Below are 21,166 nucleotides of genomic sequence, written 5' to 3' on the forward strand. Positions count from 1 at the left end.
CTCGGCGCAGTGGCGCCCGGTCACTGGCGCGAGGAATGTGGACTTCCAGCGCCGTCATCGCCCGGCTGGTCCGGGCGCACCACGCGGCGGCCGGGCTGGTGGTCGGATGTGAAGCGCACCGGCGCGGGCGGGCGGATGCCAGCGACAAGCCGGGGCATGACGCCGGCCGGATGGCTGGCGGCGCTATCGCTGGTTCGGCGAACGGAGCGTGGGTTATTTCCCTATCGTCATCGCTACGGCTGGTCCGGGCGTTCCATGCGGCGGCCGGGCTGGCGCTCGGATGTGAAGCCCACCGGCGCGGATGGGTGGATGCTCCGGACAAGCCGGGGCATGACGTCTGTTTGATTGCTGGCGCCTGATTGTCCGCTGCGCCGACTGCCCCGTGGCTGCCTGTTGGGCGCAGCGGCGCCCGGTCACTGGCGCGAGGCATAGACTTCCACCGCCGTCATCGCCCGGCTGATCCGCGCACTCCACGCGGCGGTGGGGCTGGCGGTCCGGCGGATGTGAGGCGCACCGGCGCGGGCGGGCGGATGCCAGCGACAAGCCGGGGCATGACACCGACCGGATGGCTGGCGGCGCTATCGCTGGTCCGGGGAAAGGGGCGTGGGTTCTTTCCCTAACGTCATCACCCGGCTGGTCCGGGCGTTCCATGCGGCGGCCGGGCTGGCGCTCGGATGTGAAGCCCACCGGCGCGGGCGGGTGGATGCCCCGGACAAGCCGGGGCATGACGTCTGTTTGATTGCTGGTGCCTGATTGTCTGCTGCGCCGATTGCCCCGTGGCCTCCTACTCGGCGCAGTGGCGCCCGGTCACTGGCGCGAGGCCGGTCACTGGCGCGAGGAATGTGGACTTCCACCGCCGTCATCGCCCGGCTGGTCCGGGCGATCTACGCGGCGGCGGGGCTGGCGCTCGGATGTGAAGCCCACCGGCACGGACGGGTGGATGCCCCGGACGCGCCGGGGCATGACGTCTGTTTGATTGCTGGTGCCTGATTGTCCGCTGCGCCGACTGCCCCGTGGCTTCCTGTTGGGCGCAGCGGCGCCCGGTCACTGGCGCGAGGCATGGACTTCCACCGCCGTCATCGCCCCGGCTGGTCCGGGCGCTCCACGCGGCGGCCGGGCTGGTGGCCGGATGTGACGCGCACCGGCGCGGGCGGGCGGATGCCGGCGACAAGCCGGGGCGTGACGGGCCCTCATGGGCCCTCCCCGTGCCCGGCTTCGGAACGCGCCAGGGCACCGCGGAGGGGATCTCCGCTGGCGGCTCCCTCTCAGTGCGGCGGGGCGGGGAGGACGGCGGCGGTGTAGCGTTCGATCAGGGCGCTGAAGGGGATGCCGTCGGGCAGGGTCAGCACCGCGCGATGGGTCAGCACGAAGGCCGGGAAGGCCAGCGTGCCGTCCGCGGCGGCGGGGGCGTCCGCGCTCCACAGCACGCGGGAATCCAGGGTGCTGCGGCCGAAGCCCAGCGGGCGCACCACCTTGCCGAAGGGGGTGTCGGTGCTGTCCAGAACCTGGTTCATCTGCGGCGTGAGGCGCTCCGGCAGATAGTAATTGTCGGCCTCGGACAGCACGGTGGCGCCGCAGCGCAGGCGCACCCGGCGGTGCCGGACCGGGGTGGACGCGTCGGCGCCGAGCAGGGCCCGCACCTCCGCCGGCGCCTCGCCCTCCGCCTCGCGCACCCGCTCGGCCCGGATCTCGGACGGGGCGGCGATGCCGTGGGCGGCGCACCAGCGTTCCAGCGTGGCGGTGGCGCTGGGATGGGTGAGCAACTCGGTGTTCAGCGCCGCCAGCATCTCCTGCGCCGCGCGGCGGGCGGCGGGCGTGTCCGGCCAGCGGGCCGGCCCCTGCTCCAGCGCGCGGGCGGGCGCGAGCAGGCAGGCCAGGAAGACCACGGGCAACAGGACCGGCAGGCCGAACAGGAACATTCAGGGGCACGCCTTGCTGGAGCACGCTCCGGCGCGGATCGTGCCCGTTTCTCAAGCTTTCGGCCGGTCTCACCGCCCGGATCACGCCGTCCGGGCAGCTCCGGCGGCGCCGGCAAGCCATCCTCCTCCATAGCGCAGGCGACCGCGCGCCGCCACGCCCCAAGATCGCGCCCCAAGATCGCGCCCCAAGATCGCGCCCGAAGATCGCGCCCCAAGATCGCGCCCCAAGACGGCGCACCGGTTCGGCGCACCAAGACCGCGCGCCCGCCCCGCCGGAATCCGGAATGATCCGCCGGTTGTCACTTCAGCGCCGGATATGCTGCATTACAGTCCTTGGAGCCGTGATGGATCTGCTCGATCAGCCGCGCCCTTTCCCTGAGGCCGCCCCGGTCCTCATGGCCGCGCGCGACGCGCCTGAGCGCCTGCGCCAAACCAATGCCGCCGTGTCGCCGGCCGGGCCGCGGGAAGCGCGCCTCGCCACCGGCCCCGGTGCGCGCGGCGCATTGCGCGCATGCTGGCGCTCAGGGGCGTCGCCCGCCGCCGGACCGGCCGGACCTTGCCAACATCTTCGCCAACATCTTCTCCACCGGCCCCGCCGAGACGCGGCGGGGAGGAGCGTTGGCCAATCCGGCCGCGCGGACCCGGCCCTTCATGCCGCCGGGCCGGGGAGCGCAATCGCATCCACCTGGACGACAGCCGCGCGACTCCGGGCAGGATCGCGCATGACCGGCGAGGGCCGGCCGCACCGCTCCCCCGCCCGCGCCGCCGGCCCGCGGCGGCCCCCGGCGCGGCCCCTGCCGGCGGGGGCGCGAATTCCCGCCGCATCGGCTCAGATCCCATCTGTCGCGGCGCGGGATTGGGTTATAGTGCGCTAAATCATGCATGACCTGCTCGATCAGCTACGCCTCCTTCATGACACGACGCCCGTGCTCGTGGCCGCGTATGATCGTTTCGATCGGCTGCGCTACGCCAACGCCGCCTTCCGCACCGCCTTCTTCATCGACGTCGACGACGCGCCCACCTGGGCGGAGATCATGCGCCGCAACCATGCGCTGAAGCGCGGCACGGTCCTCACCGCGGCGGATTTCGAGGACTGGCTGCTCTCCACCCAGTCGCGCCGCGGCAAGATCCCCTATCGCGCCTTCGAGACCGACCTGCATGACGGCCGCTGGCTGCTGATGACGGAGACCGTCTCCCCCGCCGGCTGGATGCTCTGCGTCGCCAGCGACATCACCGCCTTCCGCGCCGACGAGCGCAGCGTGCGGCAGGACCGCGACCGCGCGCTGAAGGCGGCGCAGACGGACGACCTCACCGGCGTCGCCAACCGGCGCTTCATCACCGCCCGGGTGGAGGACATGCTGGCGCCGGGCGGGCCGGGCGGGGCGCTGTGCGTGCTCGACCTCGACAATTTCAAGTACATCAACGACCTGCGCGGGCATCTGGCGGGGGATGCGGTGCTGCGGGACTTCGCCGCGCGCATCCATGGCCAGCTGCGGCGGGCGGACTGCTTCGGCCGCATCGGCGGCGAGGAGTTCGTGCTGGTGCTGCCGGCCACCTCCGTGGAGGAGGCCGCCCTCATCATCGAGCGGATGCTGGCGGTGGTGCGCCAGTCGCGGCCGCTGCCGCAATGGCCGGACTTCGCCTACACCTTCTCCGCCGGCATCGCGTCGGCAGGGCCGGGCCACACCTTCAGCGACGTGTACGACCGCGCCGACCGCGCCCTCTATGCCGCCAAGATGGCCGGCCGCAACCGCATCCATGTCGACGGCATGCCCGACCCCGCGAACGCCCCGCCGCCGGCCGCCAGGATGGGGTGACGGCGCGGGGAGGAGCGGAGGGATGATGTGGATTTTTTCCTGAAATAGGAATTTATCCATTGACAGCGTGACGCTGCCTCGATAGGTTTTCCTCATGTTCGAGACGTGTGCCTGACGGGCGGCCCCGCCGCCCCGGCGCGTCTCCCCGGGCTTGGAGGGCGCCCCTCGGGGCCGCCTTCCGGATGTCGCCGGCCTTGCCCGGTGGCGCCTTCGCCCGGGCTTTCGCCCTTCCGCTTCTTCTTCCGGACATGCCCATGCGCAAACCGTCGCCGCCGCGAAAGGCGCCGCCGCGGGCGGCGCTCGCGCGCCAGCTCTATCAGGACGGCCTGCCGCTGGCCGAGATCGGCCGGCGCACCGGCCTCAAGCCCGCCAGCGTCTATTACTGGATCGACCGCGAGGTGGCGCCCGACGGCTCCGTCACGCTCAACCCGGTCTGCCGGCGGCTCACCCTCGCCGCCGGCGTGCGCGATGCCCAGCCGGCGCGGGGGCATCTGCTGGCCCGGCTGTGGCGCGCCGCCGAGCGCCAGCTCGACGAGATCGAGCAGCGGCTGGAGCGCGCGCCCTTCGGGGACGGCGCCGCGCCGGCCCGCCCGTCCGGCGATGCCGAGAAGGACGCCCGTGCCCTCGCCGTGCTGGCGCGCACCCTGCGCGAGCTCTCTGCCCTGGAGGCGGAGGCGCACAAGTCCCGCCTGAAGGCAAAGGCCGAACATGACACCGTCCGAGACCTCGATGCCTTCCGCCGCGAGCTTGCGCGCCGCCTTGATCGCCTGCGCGCGGGCGGGGACGGCGCAGAGCCTGCTGCGTGACCTGCCCGAGGACGAGGCCGCCCTTCTGCTCGCCGACTGGGAGCTGTGGGCCCGGCCCGACCAATTGCCTCCCGAGGCGGCGGCGAGCGGCGCGCCCTGGTCCACCTGGCTGGTGCTGGGCGGGCGCGGCGCGGGCAAGACGCGCGCCGGCGCCGAATGGGTGCGCGGCCTCGCCCTCGGCCGTCCGCCCTTCGCCGGACGCCCGGTGGGGCGCATCGCGCTGGTGGCCGAGACCATGGCCGATGTGCGCGAGGTGATGGTGGAGGGCGTCTCGGGCCTTCTCGCCGTGCATCCGGCGGACGAGCGGCCCCGCTGGGAGCCCACCCGCCGCCGCCTGGAATGGCCCAACGGCGCGGTGGCGCAGGGCTTCTCGGCGGAGGACCCGGAAAGCCTGCGCGGCCCGCAGTTCGCCGCCGCCTGGCTGGACGAGCTCGCCAAGTGGAAGCGCGCCGAGGCTACCTTCGACATGCTGCAGTTCGGCCTGAGGCTGGGCGAGCAGCCGCGCCAGATGGTGACCACCACGCCGCGGCCGACCGCGCTGCTGCGCCGCCTCATGGCCGATCCGGCCACGGCGGTGACGCGGGCGAAGACCGCGGACAATGCCTTTCACCTCGCTCCCCAGTTCCTCGGCCAGGTGCTGGCCCGCTATGGCGGCACGCGGCTCGGCCGGCAGGAGCTGGACGGCGAGCTGATCGAGGACCGGCCCGACGCCTTGTTCTCCCGCCCCGCCATCGAGGCGCTGCGGGAAGAGGCGGCGCCGCCGCTCGCCCGCATCTGCGTGGCGGTGGACCCTCCGGCCTCCTCCCGCGCCGGTGCGGATGCCTGCGGCCTGGTGGTGGCGGGCATCGACGGGGCAGGGGTGGTGCACGTGCTGGCCGACGCCAGCGAGCAGGGCCTGCGCCCGGCCCAATGGGCGGCGAAGGCGGTGGCGCTCTGGCGCCGGTTCGAGGCGGATCTCATCGTCGCCGAGGTGAACCAGGGCGGCGAGATGGTGCGCGCCGTGATCGCCGAGGTGGACCCCGCCGTGCCGGTGGCGCAGGTGCGGGCGACGCGCGGCAAGTTCCTGCGCGCCGAGCCGGTGGCCGCCCTCTACGAGCAGGGCCGGGTGCGTCACGCCGGCGCCTTCCCGGCGCTGGAGGACGAGATGTGTGACTTCGGCACGGACGGCCTCTCCTCCGGCCGCTCGCCGGACCGGCTCGACGCCCTGGTCTGGGCGGTCACCGCCTTGGCGCTGGGCGAGAAGCCCGGCGCGCCGCGGGTGCGGGGGCTGTGAGGGCGGGATGCGATGGAGGAAACCGCGCGCCCCGCCCGACCGGAGCGGCGGGGCGGGGCCATTTCACGGCCCTCATCCGCCGGCCCGTCCGGGGGATCCGCTCAGAGGCCAGGCTGGTGCCCGGACATCCGGCGCACCGGCACGGACACGTGGACGCCCGGGACGTCGGCCGTTGCTCTCTCCCCGTGGGGGGAGGGGCGCGCGGCGGCATCCCCGTGCGGCCGTTCCTCGCCATCTTCTCCCCGGGGCGCAGCGGAGCGCTCGTCGATCATGCGCCCGGCCCCTCGCGCCAAGGCCGAGGGCGGCAGGACCCGACGTCCGGCAAACGAAATCCGGCACGCCGGCCATGACGTCCTTTCCTGAAACCACGACCGCAACCGCAACCGCAAGCCCGCCGGGCCTCCGGTCAGTCACGCCCTGTGGCGCGGCGTGTCGATCCGCGATGGCACGCCGCCGGCCCGGCGGACACCCGGCACGGGGCCAAGAGTGACGCCGGTCCTGCGCGCCGCCGCTCAGCTGCCGCCCTGAAAGTCCGCGCCCGCCGGGATCTCCACCTGCACGCACAGGCCGGTGACGCTCTGGCCGGGGGCGAAGTCGGGCCAGTTCTGGTTGCGTTTCAGGCTCGCGCCGAGGCATCCGCGCTCCGTGCGGTAGTAGCCGATGATCTCCTGCGAGGTCTGGGTGGTGACGACGCCCGTCATCGAATAGGCGCCAGGCGCGTAGCCCAGGGCGATGCCGGCCGCCGGCTGAACCGTGGTGGTGGTGACGATGAGGACCAGGGCATAGAGCATCGCGCCCTCCCGTTTCCCCCAGATGTTGCGTCCCCCAACCCTTGCGCCCCCCGGCACCGTCACCGGAGCCATGCGCGACTTTAGTGTACGCCTGTTCGCGGGGGGACGCATCCTCGTTCGCCACGGACGGCGCGGCTGCGGGCGCCCTGCCGGGCCCGTTTCGATATGCTCGATTGGATATAAGAATTTCGCGCCGCCCATTGCGCGTATCCTGAATACATGCATGATGCTGCCCACAAATGAGGCTGCATGACAACGAAGTGTGCAGACATTTGCTCCCCATTGGCCCCGTCTGCCCCGCTTGGAGCCATGCGACAGCATTTCAGAACCTTTTTCGCGCGCCATGAGCCGCATTGCGGCTCCGTCCTTGTCGGCCTCAAGTCCGGTGCCGGCGGCATGCTGGGCATGGGGCTGGTCGGCGCGGCCGCGGCCTTCACCCACCTGCCGTTCCTCATCGCCCCCTTCGGCGCGAGCGCGGTGCTGCTGTTCGGCCATCCGTCGACGCCGCTGGCCCAGCCGGCCAACGTGATCGGCGGCTATGCGCTCTCCGCCTCGGTGGGGCTGCTGCTGGCCGTGGTGTTTCCCGGCGCCTGGTGGGCGGCGGCGCTGGGCGTGGGCATCGCCATCCTCGCCATGCTGCTGCTGCGCGTGTCGCATCCGCCGGCCGGGGCGGTGCCCATCCTGCTGGTGGTTTCGCCCACCGATCCGTTCCTGCTGGTGGGCATCGTGTTCGCCGGAAGCGTCGCCCTGGTGGCGCTGGCGAGCCTGTACCACCGCCTGCCGCCGCGCCATCACGACTATCCGCGCCGCATCGTCTGAAGGCGCAGCGCCTCTTCGCGGGGCGCCGCCGCGGGCTTCGCGGGTGCGGCCCGGTTTTCACCGCGCCGGTCGAACCGTCTCGGCCCTTCGACAGGCGCGGCTTCGAGCCGGCACGCCGTTTCGGCCGCCCCCCGAGGGGCGGCCTTTTTCGTGTCCGAACGCGTCGCCCCACCCGGCCGCCCCTTCAAGGGCGGCCTTTTTGTTTCCGGAGCCCCCCATGCTGGCTGCGCTTCTCGCCCCGTTCAAACGCACCCCGCCAGAGGCGAAGGCGAGTCGCACGGCGGGGCTCGTCGCCCTGTTCTCCGCCGGCCGGCCGCGCTGGACGCCGCGCGACTACGCCTCCCTCGCCCGCGAGGGCTTCACCAGGAACGCCATCGCCTATCGCGCGGTGCGGCTGATCGGCGAATCGGCGGCGGCGGTGCCGCTGGTGCTGATGGCCGGCCCGCAGGAGATGGAGACCCATCCGCTCCTCGATCTGTTGCGCCGGCCCAATCCGCGCCTTGCCGGCGCCGCCCTCATGGACGCCATCTGCTGCCACCTGCTGGTGGCCGGCAACGCTTACGTGGAAGCGGTGGCGGTGGAAGGCGGCCTGCGCGAGCTGCACCTGCTGCGCCCCGACCGGGTGCGGGTGGTGCCGGGGCCGGATGGCTGGCCCGAGGCCTTCGACTACACGCTGGGCGCGCGCACGGTGCGCATCCCCCAGGACACCCTCGTCCCCGGCGTGGACGTGCCGCCCATCCTGCACCTGTCGTCCTTCAATCCGCTGGACGACCATTACGGCTTCGCCCCGCTGGAGGCGGCCGCCCAGGCCCTCGACCTGCACAATGCCGCCAGCGCCTGGAACAAGGCGCTGATCGACAATGCCGCGCGCCCCTCCGGCGCCCTGGTCTACGGCGGCTCCGGCGCGCTCTCCGACGAGCAGTTCGAGCGGCTGAAGGGGGAGCTGGAGGCCTCCTTCCAGGGCGCGGTGAACGCCGGCCGCCCGCTGCTGCTGGAAGGCGGGCTCGACTGGCGCCCGCTCTCCTTGTCGCCGAAGGACATGGACTTCGAGGCCGCGCGCAATTCCGCCGCCCGCGAGATCGCCCTGGCGGTGGGCGTGCCGCCCCTGCTGCTGGGCATCCCCGGCGACAACACCTACGCCAATTACGCCGAGGCCAACCGCGCCTTGTGGCGCCAGAGCGTGGTGCCGCTGGTGCGCCGGGTGTGCGAGGCCCTCTCCACCTGGCTCGGGGCGGCCTATGGCGGCGGCCTTTCGCTGGTGCCGGACCTCGACCAGGTGGACGCCCTCGCCACCGAGCGCACCGAGCTGTGGAGCCGCATCGGCGCCGCCGACTTCCTCACCGACGCGGAAAAGCGGGCGGCGGTGGGCTATGGGGAGGCGGGGCGGCTGCGGCGGGGGTGAGGGAGCCCCCGGCTTTCCGCGCGGCCGCTTCCGTGGGATGGAGGAGATTGCCACCACGGGCTCCGCCATGCTCTCCCACATCCATATCGGCACCAACGATCACGCCCGCGCCCATGCCTTCTACGCCGCCGTGTTGCCGGCGCTGGGCTGGGTGCTGAAGTTCATGGAGCCGGAGCGCCCGTGGTCCGGCTGGAAGCCGGTTGAGGCCGAGCGGCCGCTGCTGCTGGTCGGCCGTCCGTTCGACGGCGCTCCCGCGTCTGCGGGCAACGGCCAGATGGTGGCGCTGTTGGCACCGTCGCGCGCGGCGGTGGGAGCCTTCCATGCGGCGGCCCTGGCCCATGGCGGCACCTGCGAGGGGGCGCCCGGCCCGCGGCCCGAATACCATCCGCACTATTACGGGGCCTATGTGCGCGACCCGGACGGCAACAAGCTGTGCGCCTGCTGCCACGCGCCTGAATAGGACCGGCCCCCGCCGGCTCCGCGCGTCCGCCGCCGGGGCGTGAGCGCGCCCTTCCGAAGGACCGACATGGACATCCTCATCCGCACCTTCGCGGAGCGGGGGGATCTCGCGCATCTCGCGCTGCTGCTGTGGGCGCTCGCCGCGTCCGCGGGGCTGTGGCGCGCGTTCGGCGAGGTCTCCCGCGCCAGCGCCCGCATGGACGATTTCGTGCGCGAGCTCGCCCGCTTCAACGCCCGTTACGACGAGCTTTCCTGAACCTCTCGACGATCCGGAGACCCCCATGCGCTCACCCTTCCACAAGGGGCCGGGGCCGCGCATCCGCGCGCTCACCGGCGCCCCCTCCCGCGCCAGGGCGCCGGCGCCCGTGGCCGCCCCGCAGGCGGCCGGCACCGTGTTCCGCGAGTTCGTGGCGACGCTGGAGCGGCTGGAGAAGAGCCGGCGCCGCAAGAAACCTTCTTCCCAGCCCGCGTCCCAGCCGGGCACGCCTCCCGCCAAGGGGGCGTGAGGCGATGGCGGACCTTGTCACCTCCGGCTTTCCCATCGAGGGCTACGCCTGCCTCTTCAACGTGGCCGACCTCGGCCGCGACCTGGTGCAGCCCGGCGCCTTCGCGGCGAGCCTCGCCCGGCAGGGCGCCGCCGGCGTGCGGCTGCTCTACCAGCACGATCCCGCCGAGCCCATCGGCGTGTGGAGCGAGGCGTTCGAGGATACGCGCGGCCTCTACGTGCGCGGGCGGCTCTCACCCGACGTGGCCCGCGCCCGCGAATGCGCCGCCCTCATCCGCGAGGGAGCGCTGGACGGCCTCTCCATCGGCTTCAAGGCGGTGGAGGCCCGCACCGATCCCCGGACGCGGGTGCGCCGCCTCTCCCGCATCGACCTGTGGGAGGTGTCCATCGTCACCTTCCCCATGCAGCCGGGCGCGCGGATCGTCCGCGATCCGGCCTCGCCCTCAGCGCTCCTCGCCGCCGCGGCCGCCCGCCTGCGCGCCGCTGCCGGCGCCTGATGTTCCCCATTTCCAGCGAGGTTGATCCCATGTTCCACGCAGACAGCACCCGTCACGCCGCGGCCGCGCCCGAGATGAAGTCCGCCTCCGCCGCCGGTGCGCCCGAGACCAAGGTGGCGGGCGCCGAGGGCCGCATCGCGGTGGCCGATTTCCTCTCCGCCTTCGAGGCCTACAAGCAGGTGAACGACGCCCGCCTCGCCGAGGTGGAGCGCCGCAGCGCCGATGGCCTCACCACCGAGCAGCTCTCCCGCATCGACGCCGCCCTCGACGCCCACCAGGCGCGGCTCGACGCGCTGGCCACCAAGGCCCGCCGCCCGGCCCTGGGCGCCGCGCCCGAGCGCAGCGTGGAGGCGCACGCACACGGCGCGGCCTTCGACACCTACGTGCGCCATGGCGAGGCCGGCGGCCTGAAGGCGCTGGAGGCCAAGGCCCTGTCCGCCGGCTCCGGCGCCGATGGCGGCTATCTGGTGCCCTCCGAGACCGAGAGCGAGATCGGCCGCCGCCTCGCCGCCCTCTCCCCCATCCGCGCCATCTCCGCCGTGCGGGTGATCGGCGCCGGCACCTATCGCAAGCCCTTCATGACCTCCGGCCCGGTCTCCGGCTGGGCCGCCGAGACCGCCGCCCGGCCGCAGACCGACAGCCCGGTGCTGGCCGAGCTCGCCTTCCCGGCCATGGAGCTCTACGCCATGCCCGCCGCCACCCAGGCCCTGCTCGAGGATGCCCAGGTGAACGTGGAGGAATGGCTGGCGCAGGAGGTGGACGCCGCCTTCGCCGAGCAGGAGGGTGTCGCCTTCGTCTCCGGCGACGGCGTGGCCAAGCCCAAGGGCTTCCTCGCCTATGCCAAGGTGGCCGAGAGCGCCTGGGCGTGGGACAAGGTGGGCTACGTGGCCACCGGCGCCGCCGGCGGCTTTCCCGCCGCCACGCCCGCCGATCCGCTCATCGATCTGGTCTATGCGCTGAAGGCCGGCTACCGCCAGAACGCCGGCTTCGTCATGAACCGCAAGACCCAGGCGGCGGTGCGCAAGCTGAAGGACGAGAACGGCAATTACCTGTGGGCGCCGCCCGCCGCGGTGGGGCAGGCGGCGAGCCTCATGGGCTTCCCCATCGCCGAGAGCGAGGCCATGCCGGATATCGCCGCAGATGCCTACGCCATCGCCTTCGGCGACTTCCGCCGCTTCTACCTGGTGGTGGACCGCGCCGGCGTGCGGGTGCTGCGCGATCCCTATTCCGCCAAGCCCTACGTGCTGTTCTACACCACCAAGCGTGTGGGCGGCGGCGTGCAGGACTTCGACGCGGCCAAGCTCCTGAAGTTCGCCACGAGCTGAGGCGCGCACGCCGCCCTGCCTCGGCCGACGGTGTCGCTCGTCCGGGGAACAGGGTGTTGTTCCTTCTCTGCCGTCATCGCCGGGCTTATCCGGGCGATCCGCCCGGGGGCCTGGCCGGCACTCAGACATCGGGCGCGCCGACACGGAAAGGTGGATGCCCCAACCGAGCCGGGGCATGACGCCTGTTCGTGAAGCCACCCTCATGCCCCGGCCGGCTGGAGCGATCAGCGGAAGGAAAGCCGGGGCCCGGCGCAGGACGCGTCGAAGGCGGCTTGAGCGAAGACGGCGGTAGATGCGGCCGGCTTCGCCCGACTTTCCCCTGGGCCCCGGATCGGCGCTCCACCTTCGGTGTCGCTTGTCCGGGGGAACAGGGGGCCCTTCACCGCCAACCCACGGCTTCTCCGGGGAAATGGCGGCTGTTTCCCCTCAGTTCGGCAGCACCAGGCAGGCGCCGCCGGCCTTGCGCAGGCGGTCGCACATCTTCATGCCTTCGGCCTTGGTCTGGGCCGGCAGGCGCACGCGGTAGAAGGTGCTTGGCCCGCGCCCGCCCACCCTTGTCGCGATGATCACCGGCGTCAGCTCGGCGAACAGCTGGGGCGCCCGTTGCGCCTCCCGCCGGTAGGAGGCCAGCGCGATGTCACGCGAATAATTGCCGGAGATCTGCACCCCCCAGGGCGCGAACAGCGGGTTCGCCGGTACCCCGGCGGCCGGGGGCGGCGCGCCCTTGCGCAGGGATGCCACCGTGGCGAGGCAGGGATCGGCCGGGAAGGCCGGCGCCTCGCCGCCGGTGTCGCCGCCCTTGCGCCTCAGCGCCGCCCAGTCCTCCGCCGTCCGGCCGGTGATGCGGACCACATAGGCGCGGGTCTCCCCCGGCAGGCCGCCGCCGGAGAGGAAGCCGGTGACGCGCCCCGGCCCCGCATTGTAGGCGGCGGCCGCGAGGCCGAGGTTGCCGAACCGCCGGTTGAGATCCGCCAGCAGCGCCGCCGAGGCGGGGATCGCCGCCTGCGGATCGAACGGATTGTCGAGCCCCCGTTCCTTCGCCGTGCCGGGCATGAACTGGGCGATGCCCTGGGCTCCCGCGCGGCTCACCACATCGGAGCGGAAGGAGCTTTCCTGCCAGATGAGGCGGGTGAGGAAGGCGGCGGGCAGGCCCTCCCGCGCCGCCGCCGTATCGATGAGGCGGCAGATGGCCTGGTCCACGGTCTCGCTTTTCGCCGGAGGGGGCGCATCGTCCGCCGGCTGCGCCGATAGGGGCACGGCCCGCATCGCCAACACCGTCGACAGGATCATCGCCGCGGGCATCGCGGGAAGCCGGCCGGCGCGCCACCCAGGGGCTGCTGCGGCCGGCTTCATCCTCATTCCCCCAGCGGGCTGCCGAGGCTGCGCGCCGTGGCCGTGATCCAGTCGCGGTGGAGCGACACCAGGGTCACGCCGGTGACGCCGCCGCAGCCGCGGGTGCCGCCCGGCCCGGTGGCCCAGCCCATGACCCCCGCCACCACCCCGTCGCGGAAGGCGGGCCCGCCGGAATCCCCGGTGCAGGCGCCGGCCTCTCCTTCCTCCGGCGAGAGGCGCACCATGATCCCCCCGGTGGTGCCGATGGCGGGCAGGGTGAGGGTGCGCAGGGTGCCCGCGGTCTTCTCCGCGCCGGGCGCGGTGGTGCCGTAGCCGGCGAGCAGGAAGCGCGCGCCCTTCTCCGGCAGCCCTTCGGCGGTGGCGAGGCGCGCCGGGTGGAAGCGCGCGGGCAGGGGCTCGGCGAGCTTGATCACGGCGAGGTCCGGCGTCGGCCGGCGGGTCTGGAACTGGTCGGCGTCGAAGCGCGGATGCACCGCGATGCGCGCCGCCGGCACCAGCTTCGGCGCTCCGCTGCCGACGATGGCCACCGCATAGTCAGCCTTTGGCGCCACGCAATGCGCGGCGGTGAGCACCAGGTCCGGCGCCAGCACCGTGCCGGTGCACGAGGCGCCCCGGGTCGAGACGATGAGCACCGCGTGCGCCGCCACCTCCCCGGAGGCGGGCGCGCCGCCGACGAGGGCCCGCGCACCGCCGTTCGACAGAAGTGCGGCGGCGAAGGCGGCGGCGGCGAGGCCGAGGTGGCGGAGCGCGTTCATGCCCCGTTTCTGCCGCCCGTCGCGATGAGCGTCAATGGCGCGGCCGCCGCTCCGCTACCCGACAACCGCCCCCGGCGGCCATCCCCGGCAATGCCCCCGCGGAGCGCTGGGCCGAATGGCCCTCCCAAGACCACGCCGCGCCCACCGTGCGGGCCGCCCAACCCTGCCGTCCAACCTCCGGAGCCCCCTATGGCTGAGCTTCTTTCCGGCCCCGCCGCCGAGCCGCTGACGCGCGCCGAGGCGAAGGCCTATTTGCGCATCGACGGCGAGGCCGAGGACGCGCTCCTCGATGCCCTCGTTCCCGCCGCCCGCCGCCTGGTGGAGGTGGAAACCGGGCGCGCCCTGATGGACCAGACCTGGCGCTTCTCCCTCGACCGGTGGCCGCTGCGGGGCGTCATTCCCGCGCCGGTGGCTCCGGTGCGGCAGATCCTCTCCGCCACGGTGGAGGCCCTCGACGGCAGCACCGCGCCGGTGCTCTCCGGAGCGCTCACCCTGGTCTCCGACCGCGCCCCCGCGCTGATCCGGGTGGACGGCACCCGGGTTGCCGCCCCGGCCCGTGCCCATGGCGGCATCGTCATCACCCTGATCGCCGGCTATGGCCCGGAGGCGACGGACGTGCCGGCCGACCTCATCCAGGCGGTGCGGCTCGTGGTGGCGCATTTCTACGAGCACCGCGACGGCCCCGGCGACGCCACGGCGCTGCCCGCCGCCGCCCTGGCGCTGATGGCGCCCTACCGCGTGGTGCGGCTGTGAGCGGGATCGGCGCCCTGCGCCATCGCCTCGCCCACCACACGCCGGTGGACCTGCCGGACGGGGCCGGTGGCATCACCCGCACCTTCGTCGTGGTGGACCTGCTGTGGGGCGCCATCGAGAGCGTCTCCGCCGACTTCGGTCTCGCCGAGGACCGGCCGCGCGCGAGCGGGCTGTTCCGCATCACCGTGCGTGCGCCGAACACGGTCTCGACCGGCGACCGGCTGGTCCATGCGGGCCGCATCTTCCATGTGGAGCAGGTGAGCGACCCGGACGGGCGCGGCCGCCTCTCCCGCATCCGCTGCCGGGAGGAACAGGGATGAACGCACGCATCGCTGCGCGCGGCCTCGACGGGCTCGCCGCCCGGCTTGTCGCCCGCGCCCTGCCGCCGGCGCAGCAGGCGGCTGCCAACCGGGCGGCGTCCGCGCTGGCCGGTGAGATCTCCACCGAGACGGGGGCCCCCGCGGCGGTGGCCGGCACCCCCGCCCGGCCGCTGGTGCGGGTGTCCCAGCCGGGGCTGCTCGACCGCATCCGCGGCCGCTTCGACCGTCCCGGTGATCCGGTGCTCGATCGCATCCGCCTAGCCTTCCAGCGGGCCCGCGGGAGGCGCTCGTGAGCGTGCCCCTCGACAGCCCCGCGCTGGCGCTGCGGGCCGCCATCCATGCCGCGCTCGTGGCCGATGTGGCGCTCACCGGCCTCCTCGGCGGCCCGCGCATCCATGACGTGCCGCCGGCCGATGCGGCCTTTCCGTTCGTGACGCTCGGCGAGGCGGTGGTGGCCGACTGGTCCACCGCCACCGAGGGCGGCAGCGAGCATGCGCTGACGCTCCACGCTTTCTCCCGCTCCGGCGGGCGGGCGGAGGCCTTCGCCATCGCCGCTGCCCTGCAGGAGGCGCTGCACGACGCGCCGTTGGCGCTCGCCGGCCATCGGCTCGCCAATCTGCGCGCCACCACCGCCGAGGTCCGCCGCGAGAGCGACGGGCTCACCTTCCATGCTCTGGTGCGGTTCCGTGCCGTCACCGAGCCCAGCTGATCTCCGGAGATCCCCATGGCCGCGCAGAAGGGCAAGGACCTGCTTCTGAAGATGCACGACGGCACCCAGCTCGTGACCGTTGCGGGCCTCAGGTCTCGCACGCTCGCCTTCAACGCCCAGAGCGTGGACGTGACCCATGCCGACAGCGCCGGCCGCTGGCGCGAGCTGCTCGACGGGGCGGGGGTAAAGCGCGCCTCCGTCTCCGGCTCCGGCGTGTTCAAGGATGCCGTCTCCGACGCGCTGGTGCGGCAGGCGTTCTTCTCCGGCGCGCTGGCCGAGTGCCAGGTGGTGATCCCGGATTTCGGCACCGTCACCGGCCTCTTCCAGATCACTGCGCTGGAGATCGCCGCCGACCACGACCGGGAGGTGACCTTCGACCTCACCCTGGAGAGCGCCGGCGAGATCGCCTTCGCCGCGCTGTGAGCACGCGCCGCCCGTCTGTTTCCCTCCGATGCCCTGATGGAGCGATCCCATGCCCAATGCCCGACGCGGCGAGATCGAGGCCGTGCTCGACGGCCGGCCGCGCGTCCTCGTGCTGACCCTCGGCGCCCTCGCGGAGCTGGAGGCGGCCTTCGGCGCCGACGACCTCATGGCGCTCGCCGAGCGCTTCGGGCGGGGCCGCCTCTCCGCCCGCGACGCGGCGCGCATCATCGCCGCCGGCCTCCATGGCGCGGGCGAGGAGGTGACGCTGGACGAGGTGGAGCGCATGCGAACCGAGGGGGGCGCGGCGGGGTTCGCGCGCATCGTCGCGCAACTGCTCGCCGCCACCTTCGGCCTGGAGGGGGAGGGCGCCGTTTCGCCGTCCCCTCCGCCGCCGCAGCAGGCCTGAGGCCCGCGCCCGCATCGCCGCGTCCGTTCCCCTGGGATGCGGCCATGGGCGCCGGCTTCGGCCTGCTGCGGCTTTCTTCCGACGCCTTCTGGCGCATGACGCCACGCGAGCTCGCGGCGGCCATGTCGGCGCTCCTTCCGCCCCCGCCGGACCGCCTGGCGCGGGGGGACCTGGAGGCGCTGATGGCCCGCTTCCCCGACCTCTCCCCCTGAGGAGTGCCCCATGACCGAGACCGTCGACATCGCCATCGAGGTGGACACGCAGAAGGCCAAGGCGGCGCTGGGCGAGGTGGAGGTTTCCGCCCGCGGCTTCGCCTCGGCGCTGGCCTCCGCCTTCTCCGGCCTCACGGTGCAGGGCAAGGACCTCGGCAGCGTGCTGGAGCAGCTCGCCACCCGCCTCGCCAACCTGGCGCTCACCGCGGCCCTGAAGCCGCTGGAGAGCGGCCTCACCTCGCTCCTCTCCGGCGCCGCCGGCGGGCTCGCCTTCGCCAGGGGCGGGGTCGTCTCCGAGGGGCGGGTGATGCCGTTCGCGCGCGGCGGCGTGGTGGCCGCGCCCACCTATTTCCCGCTCGGCGGGTCGTCCCTCGGCCTGATGGGGGAGAAGGGGGCGGAAGCCATCCTGCCGCTCAGCCGCGGAGCGGACGGCCGGCTCGGTGTGCGCACGGCGGAGGGGGGCGGGCGCGCCAGCGTGACGGTGAATATCTCCACCCCCGACATCTCCGGCTTCCGCCGGTCGGATGCCTATGTCTCGGGCCTGGTGGCGCGGGCGGTGGCCCGCGGACAACGCGGGGCCTGAACCTCAGGAAGGAGAACGCGCTTGCCCGGCAGCTGCCGGCATCCTCTTCGCATGAGGACGTTTTGGCGCGCGATCCGGACAGATGGGGCCTCGGGCCTCAGCGCGCGGCCTTCCAGGGATCGACGGACGTGTCCGACGACGTGCCGAGGTTGGTGGAGCCCATGGTGTTCTGCGCCGGCGTGGAGGAGACGGACCGGCCGGCGATGCCATCGGCCTGCACCCCGGCGCGGGTGCGCACGCAGGAGTCCGAGCCCGGCATCTTCTGGAAGCCGGGGCCGTATTGCGCGCAGGACTTGTCATCGCGGCTGCCGGAGGACTGGGCTGCGGCGCCGGCGGCCGAGGCCACCAGCAGGGCCACGGCAGCAATGCCCGCAGCGAGCGATCGCGCGGCGCGAACAGACATCGCGCGAGCTGGCTTGGCGCGAGCTGACTGGACACGAGCTGACTGGACACGAGCTGACTTGGCGCGAGCTGGCTTGGCTTCGGTCATCGGCGGCATCCCGGGCGGCTTCTGGCGACGGCTCCCGGAGCAGACTTCCCGCAGGGGCCGGGGCCGGCGCGCGCACCTCGTGCATGACGCCGCCCGGCGGGACCATAGCGTGTTGGGAAGCGGCACGAAATCCCCGCCCGCGCCCTGCCGCTACGTCCGCGACGGCGTGTCTCCCGCGCGGGAGAAGAGGACGCGCGGGAGAGGACAGGGATGTGGCCACGCCCCTCACGGGTGGCGGCCTTTGCGAAGCGGCGTCTGTCGGCTGCGGCCGACGCGATGTGCCCCAACGGGACGCTGCGCACGTGCCCCCGACACGCGGTGCGTCACGTGGTGCTGTCCCGTGGGGAACGGCCGCCGCTTCGCGCAATTCCATCTTGCGCGAGCCTGTCTCGCCCGCTCCTGTTCCGCAGCAGATGCGGGGGCGGGGATAAGACGGCCTTCCACGCCTTTGCCCGCAGCATGCTTGTGGCACGCTCCGGCGCTCCGGCTCGCGGATATCTCTTCGCGGATCTCCCGCGAAAGCAGGTCCCGTCCCGACCTCAGGAGGCGCCACACGCGCTCCATCCGGAGGCGGCGGGCCCGGCCAGGGGGATCGGGCGGAACTTGAATGACCACCGGCACATCGCAATGCCGGCTCGCAGGCTTGCATCACCTCTTCGGGCCACACCCGCCGCCCACGAACTGTGTGGAGATGGGCGGCGCAGGGTTGGCTCCAATGGCGGCGTCGCGGTCCTGCGACCACGCGCGCGCCATCGGGGAGCGAAGATCACTTCTTCGCGGCGGCCTTGGGAGCCTTGGGGGCGGCAGCCTTCGGAGCCGCAGCCTTGGGGGCGGCAGCCTTCTTGGCGGCGGGCTTCGCAGCGGCCTTCGGGGCGGCAGCCTTGGCTTCCGGCGCGGGCTCGACCTTCGGGGCGGGCGCCTTCGCAGCCTTGGGAGCGGCAGCCTTCGGAGCCGCGGCCTTGGGCGCAGCAGCCTTCTTGGCAGCAGGCTTCGCAGCAGCCTTGGGGGCCGCTTCCTTCACCGCAGGAGCCTTCGCCTCGGCGGGCTTCTTGGCGGCCTTGGCGGCGGGCTTCTTCTCGACGGCCTTCACCTCGGCGGCGGGCTTCGCAGCAGCGGGCTTCGCGGCGGCCTTGGGTGCCGCGGCCTTCTTGGCGGCGGGGGCCTTGGCGGCAGCAGCGGGCTTCGCAGCGGCAGCAGGCTTTGCGGCGGGCTTCGCGGCCGCCTTCGGCGCAGCAGCCTTGGGGGCAGCCGCCTTGGGCGCGGCGGCCTTCTTGGCGGCGGGGGCAGCGGCCTTGGCTTCCGCCTTCGGAGCGGCCTTCGCCGCAGCCTTGGGAGCGGGTGCCGCCTTGGCGGCGGGGGCCTTCTTCTCGGCAGGTTTCTCGACGGCAGCTGCCGGCTTCTTCGCGGGTTTGGTGGCCATGCTTTCGCTCCATGCTCAACGGGGCAAAGTAAAGTCAAAGCGTCGCTTACAACTATGTCAAGGCCGTCTCTACTGTTTTCGCCGTAGAATTGGGGTGGAGGGGCATCATATGGCCGCCTTTCATGAGATTTTGTTCCCGTTGGAGGTGGCCCTGGGCGCTTCCGGCGGTCCCGAGCGCCTCACCGAGGTGGTCACCACCGCCTCCGGACGCGAGGAACGCAACAGCCGCCTGTCTGATTCGCGTCGCCGCTGGGACGCGGGATACGGAGTGAAAACCCTGGCCGCGCTCGCCGAGGTGGTGGCCTTTTTCGAGGAGCGCCGGGGGCGCCTCTACGGCTTCCGCTGGCGCGATCGCCTCGACCATTCCTCCGCTCCTCCGGGCATGGAGGCGAGCCCCTTCGACCAGGTGATCGGGACCGGAGACGGCACGCGCGCCGCCTACCGCCTGAGGAAGGCCTACGGCGCCCTCCACGCCCCCTATGCGCGGGCCATCACCAAGCCCGTCGCGGGCAGCGCGCGGGTCGCGGTGGATGGCCTCGAAAGGATTGAGGGGACACACTTTTCCGTCGATGCGACAACAGGGGAAATCACCTTCTCCGCCGCCGCGATCCCGCCCGCCGCGGCGGTGGTGACGGCGGGCTTCTCCTTCGATGTCCCGGTGCGCTTCGACACCGATTTCCTCGAGGTGAATCTTTCCGCTTTTGCGGCCGGCGACATCCCCCGCATCCCCGTCATCGAGATCCGCGAGTAAGGCCATGCGCACCCTCGATCCCGCGCTCGCCGCGCACCTTGCATCGGGCGCGACGACGCTCTGCCACGCCTGGCGCGTGACCCGCCGCGACGGCGTCGTCCTGGGCTTCACCGACCATGACCGCGACCTGGTGGTGGATGGGCTCGCGCTGAAGGCCGCCTCCGGCATCGCGGGCTCGGAGAGCACCTGCGCGGCGGGGCTCGCCGTCACCGGCGCGGAGCTCTCCGGGGCCCTCTCGGCCGATGCGCTCGACCCGCAGGACCTTGCCGCCGGCCTCTACGACGGGGCGGGCGTGGACCTCCTTCTGGTGAACTGGCAGGAGCCGTCGCAGCATCTCCTCCTGAGGCGCGGAACCATCGGCGAGGTGCGTTGCGAGGACGGGGTCTTCACCGCCGAGATCCGGGCCCTGTCCGATGCCCTCAACCAGGCCCGGGGGCGCCTCCTCTCCGCCGCCTGCGATGCCGATCTCGGCGACGCGCGCTGCGGCGTGGACCTCGCCGGTCCGGCCCATTGCGCCACCGCTGTCGTGGCCGCGGTGGAGGGCGCGCTGCGCCTGCGTGTCACCGGCCTGTCCGCCTTTGCGGCGGGGGCGTTCGCACGGGGCCGGGCACGCATTTCCACGGGCGCGAACGCGGGCTTCGTCACCGAGGTGAAGGCCCATCTGGTGGATGCGGAAGGCGTGGTGCTGCGCCTTTGGCAGCGGCCTCCGTCTGCGATGGCGGCGGGCGACGCCATCGCGCTCACCGTGGGCTGCGACAAGCACTTTTCCACCTGCCGCGACCGCTTCGCGAACGCCCTCAATTTCCGTGGCTTCCCGCACATGCCGGGCAACGATTTCATCATCACCGTCGCCATCCCCGGCGAGGGCGGATACGACGGGACCCTCCGCGGATGAGCGCGCCCGAACACCCCGTTCTCACCCGCGTCGCGATCCTCTCCGAGGCGCGATCCTGGATCGGCACGCCCTACCTCCACCGCGCCTCCCTGAAGGGGCACGGAGCGGATTGCCTCGGCCTCGTGCGCGGGGTGTGGCGCGCTCTCGTCGGGCCCGAGCCCGAGCCGCTGCCGGCCTATGCGCCCGACTGGGCGGAGGCCGGGCGCCGCGAGACCCTGGCGGACACCGCGCGGCGCTGCCTCGCCGCCGTTCCCGTCGACGCGGCGCAGCCCGGCGACGTGCTGCTGTTCCGCTTCCGCGCGCACCTGCCGGCGAAGCACGCGGCGATCCTTTCGGACGGCATGCGCATGATCCACGCCTATGACGGCGCGAGCGTGTGCGAGACCGCGCTCTCGCCCTGGTGGCGTCGACGCCTCGCCTTCGCCTTCGCCTTCCCCGGCGTGGAGCAGGCGCCGGCCCCAGCCCCTATTTCGAGGACCTGAC

At 73.2% G+C, this 21,166-nt stretch carries 27 protein-coding genes; 21 read left to right on the top strand and 6 right to left on the bottom strand.

Features of this window, described 5'->3' with window-relative positions; genetic code table 11:
• Positions 1-1,265: 1,265 nt before the first annotated feature.
• Positions 1,266-1,919, bottom strand: coding sequence for a hypothetical protein (locus tag V5F59_RS07260; protein WP_393982486.1), 654 nt, complete (start codon positions 1,917-1,919; stop codon positions 1,266-1,268).
• An 878-nt stretch (positions 1,920-2,797) separates the two neighbouring features.
• Here V5F59_RS07260 and V5F59_RS07265 point away from each other — a divergent pair.
• The 3 genes from V5F59_RS07265 to V5F59_RS07275 all read left to right on the top strand — a co-directional run bounded on the left by V5F59_RS07265 (position 2,798) and on the right by V5F59_RS07275 (position 5,815).
• Entirely contained in the window at positions 2,798-3,736 is a 939-nt protein-coding gene (locus tag V5F59_RS07265) for a sensor domain-containing diguanylate cyclase (protein ID WP_393982487.1), read from the top strand.
• 254 nt (positions 3,737-3,990) lie between these two features.
• A complete protein-coding gene (locus V5F59_RS07270; RefSeq protein WP_393982488.1) occupies positions 3,991-4,542 on the top strand; it encodes a terminase gpP N-terminus-related DNA-binding protein in 552 nt (183 codons plus the stop codon).
• Positions 4,466-5,815: a DNA-packaging protein gene (locus V5F59_RS07275; protein ID WP_393982489.1), complete on the top strand. Its 1,350-nt coding sequence runs from the start codon at positions 4,466-4,468 to the stop codon at positions 5,813-5,815. The genes V5F59_RS07270 and V5F59_RS07275 overlap by 77 nt, the downstream gene beginning before the upstream one ends.
• Before the next feature lie 512 nt (positions 5,816-6,327).
• Here V5F59_RS07275 and V5F59_RS07280 read toward each other — a convergent pair.
• On the bottom strand, positions 6,328-6,606 hold the full coding sequence (locus V5F59_RS07280; RefSeq protein WP_393982490.1) for a hypothetical protein: 279 nt from the start codon (positions 6,604-6,606) through the stop codon (positions 6,328-6,330).
• A gap of 309 nt (positions 6,607-6,915) precedes the next feature.
• Between V5F59_RS07280 and V5F59_RS07285 the strand changes: the two genes are divergently transcribed.
• From V5F59_RS07285 to V5F59_RS07315, 7 genes are all read left to right on the top strand, one after another.
• Entirely contained in the window at positions 6,916-7,425 is a 510-nt protein-coding gene (locus tag V5F59_RS07285; protein WP_393982491.1) for an HPP family protein, read from the top strand.
• Between the two features lie 217 nt (positions 7,426-7,642).
• Entirely contained in the window at positions 7,643-8,827 is a 1,185-nt protein-coding gene (locus V5F59_RS07290) for a phage portal protein (protein WP_393982492.1), read from the top strand.
• A 67-nt stretch (positions 8,828-8,894) separates the two neighbouring features.
• A complete protein-coding gene (locus V5F59_RS07295) occupies positions 8,895-9,287 on the top strand; it encodes a VOC family protein (RefSeq protein WP_393982592.1) in 393 nt (130 codons plus the stop codon).
• 66 nt (positions 9,288-9,353) lie between these two features.
• Entirely contained in the window at positions 9,354-9,542 is a 189-nt protein-coding gene (locus V5F59_RS07300; protein WP_393982493.1) for a hypothetical protein, read from the top strand.
• A gap of 25 nt (positions 9,543-9,567) precedes the next feature.
• Positions 9,568-9,792 (top strand): hypothetical protein, encoded by a 225-nt coding sequence (locus V5F59_RS07305; RefSeq protein ID WP_393982494.1) that lies wholly within the window; start codon positions 9,568-9,570, stop codon positions 9,790-9,792.
• Positions 9,793-9,796: 4 nt separating this feature from the next.
• Entirely contained in the window at positions 9,797-10,288 is a 492-nt protein-coding gene (locus V5F59_RS07310; protein WP_393982495.1) for an HK97 family phage prohead protease, read from the top strand.
• A gap of 74 nt (positions 10,289-10,362) precedes the next feature.
• Positions 10,363-11,613, top strand: a complete 1,251-nt coding sequence (locus V5F59_RS07315) for a phage major capsid protein (protein ID WP_393982593.1) — start codon at positions 10,363-10,365, stop codon at positions 11,611-11,613.
• A gap of 426 nt (positions 11,614-12,039) precedes the next feature.
• Here V5F59_RS07315 and V5F59_RS07320 read toward each other — a convergent pair whose 3' ends face one another.
• Both V5F59_RS07320 and V5F59_RS07325 read right to left on the bottom strand, forming a co-directional pair.
• A complete protein-coding gene (locus V5F59_RS07320; protein ID WP_393982496.1) occupies positions 12,040-12,903 on the bottom strand; it encodes a lytic transglycosylase domain-containing protein in 864 nt (287 codons plus the stop codon).
• Positions 12,904-12,968: 65 nt separating this feature from the next.
• Positions 12,969-13,721: a S1 family peptidase gene (locus V5F59_RS07325; protein WP_393982497.1), complete on the bottom strand. Its 753-nt coding sequence runs from the start codon at positions 13,719-13,721 to the stop codon at positions 12,969-12,971.
• 189 nt (positions 13,722-13,910) lie between these two features.
• On the opposite strand from V5F59_RS07325, the gene V5F59_RS07330 reads away from it, so the two are divergent.
• The 8 genes from V5F59_RS07330 to V5F59_RS07365 are packed head-to-tail and all read left to right on the top strand — an operon-like array spanning position 13,911 to position 17,127.
• Positions 13,911-14,474 (top strand): head-tail connector protein, encoded by a 564-nt coding sequence (locus V5F59_RS07330; protein ID WP_393982498.1) that lies wholly within the window; start codon positions 13,911-13,913, stop codon positions 14,472-14,474.
• A complete protein-coding gene (locus V5F59_RS07335; RefSeq protein ID WP_393982499.1) occupies positions 14,471-14,794 on the top strand; it encodes a head-tail adaptor protein in 324 nt (107 codons plus the stop codon). Before V5F59_RS07330 ends, V5F59_RS07335 begins: the two co-directional genes overlap by 4 nt.
• A complete protein-coding gene (locus tag V5F59_RS07340) occupies positions 14,791-15,087 on the top strand; it encodes a hypothetical protein (RefSeq protein WP_393982500.1) in 297 nt (98 codons plus the stop codon). The genes V5F59_RS07335 and V5F59_RS07340 overlap by 4 nt, the downstream gene beginning before the upstream one ends.
• A complete protein-coding gene (locus V5F59_RS07345; RefSeq protein ID WP_393982501.1) occupies positions 15,084-15,503 on the top strand; it encodes a DUF3168 domain-containing protein in 420 nt (139 codons plus the stop codon). Before V5F59_RS07340 ends, V5F59_RS07345 begins: the two co-directional genes overlap by 4 nt.
• A gap of 15 nt (positions 15,504-15,518) precedes the next feature.
• Positions 15,519-15,926, top strand: a complete 408-nt coding sequence (locus V5F59_RS07350; protein ID WP_393982502.1) for a phage major tail protein, TP901-1 family — start codon at positions 15,519-15,521, stop codon at positions 15,924-15,926.
• A 49-nt stretch (positions 15,927-15,975) separates the two neighbouring features.
• Complete coding sequence (locus tag V5F59_RS07355) at positions 15,976-16,332, top strand: gene transfer agent family protein (protein WP_393982503.1); 357 nt, start codon at positions 15,976-15,978, stop codon at positions 16,330-16,332.
• A gap of 44 nt (positions 16,333-16,376) precedes the next feature.
• Positions 16,377-16,544: a rcc01693 family protein gene (locus tag V5F59_RS07360; RefSeq protein ID WP_509211200.1), complete on the top strand. Its 168-nt coding sequence runs from the start codon at positions 16,377-16,379 to the stop codon at positions 16,542-16,544.
• A 10-nt stretch (positions 16,545-16,554) separates the two neighbouring features.
• Entirely contained in the window at positions 16,555-17,127 is a 573-nt protein-coding gene (locus tag V5F59_RS07365) for a phage tail tape measure protein (protein WP_393982504.1), read from the top strand.
• 97 nt (positions 17,128-17,224) lie between these two features.
• On the opposite strand, the gene V5F59_RS07370 is transcribed toward V5F59_RS07365, so the two are convergent.
• Both V5F59_RS07370 and V5F59_RS07375 read right to left on the bottom strand, forming a co-directional pair.
• Positions 17,225-17,530 carry a hypothetical protein gene (locus V5F59_RS07370; protein WP_393982505.1) on the bottom strand — a complete coding sequence of 102 codons (306 nt, stop codon included), beginning with the start codon at positions 17,528-17,530 and terminating at the stop codon, positions 17,225-17,227.
• Positions 17,531-18,383: 853 nt separating this feature from the next.
• Complete coding sequence (locus V5F59_RS07375; protein WP_393982506.1) at positions 18,384-19,037, bottom strand: hypothetical protein; 654 nt, start codon at positions 19,035-19,037, stop codon at positions 18,384-18,386.
• 109 nt (positions 19,038-19,146) lie between these two features.
• Between V5F59_RS07375 and V5F59_RS07380 the strand changes: the two genes are divergently transcribed.
• From V5F59_RS07380 to V5F59_RS07390, 3 genes are read left to right on the top strand one after another with little or no spacing between them, the layout of a single operon-like run.
• A complete protein-coding gene (locus V5F59_RS07380) occupies positions 19,147-19,788 on the top strand; it encodes a phage distal tail protein, Rcc01695 family (protein ID WP_393982507.1) in 642 nt (213 codons plus the stop codon).
• A gap of 4 nt (positions 19,789-19,792) precedes the next feature.
• Positions 19,793-20,683 carry a phage/gene transfer agent baseplate hub protein gene (locus tag V5F59_RS07385; RefSeq protein ID WP_393982508.1) on the top strand — a complete coding sequence of 297 codons (891 nt, stop codon included), beginning with the start codon at positions 19,793-19,795 and terminating at the stop codon, positions 20,681-20,683.
• On the top strand, positions 20,680-21,165 hold the full coding sequence (locus V5F59_RS07390) for an NlpC/P60 family protein (RefSeq protein WP_393982509.1): 486 nt from the start codon (positions 20,680-20,682) through the stop codon (positions 21,163-21,165). The genes V5F59_RS07385 and V5F59_RS07390 overlap by 4 nt, the downstream gene beginning before the upstream one ends.
• Position 21,166: the final 1 nt, after the last annotated feature.

The organism is Xanthobacter nonsaccharivorans, assembly GCF_043194755.2.
GTDB classification, from domain to species: domain Bacteria; phylum Pseudomonadota; class Alphaproteobacteria; order Rhizobiales; family Xanthobacteraceae; genus Xanthobacter; species Xanthobacter autotrophicus_G.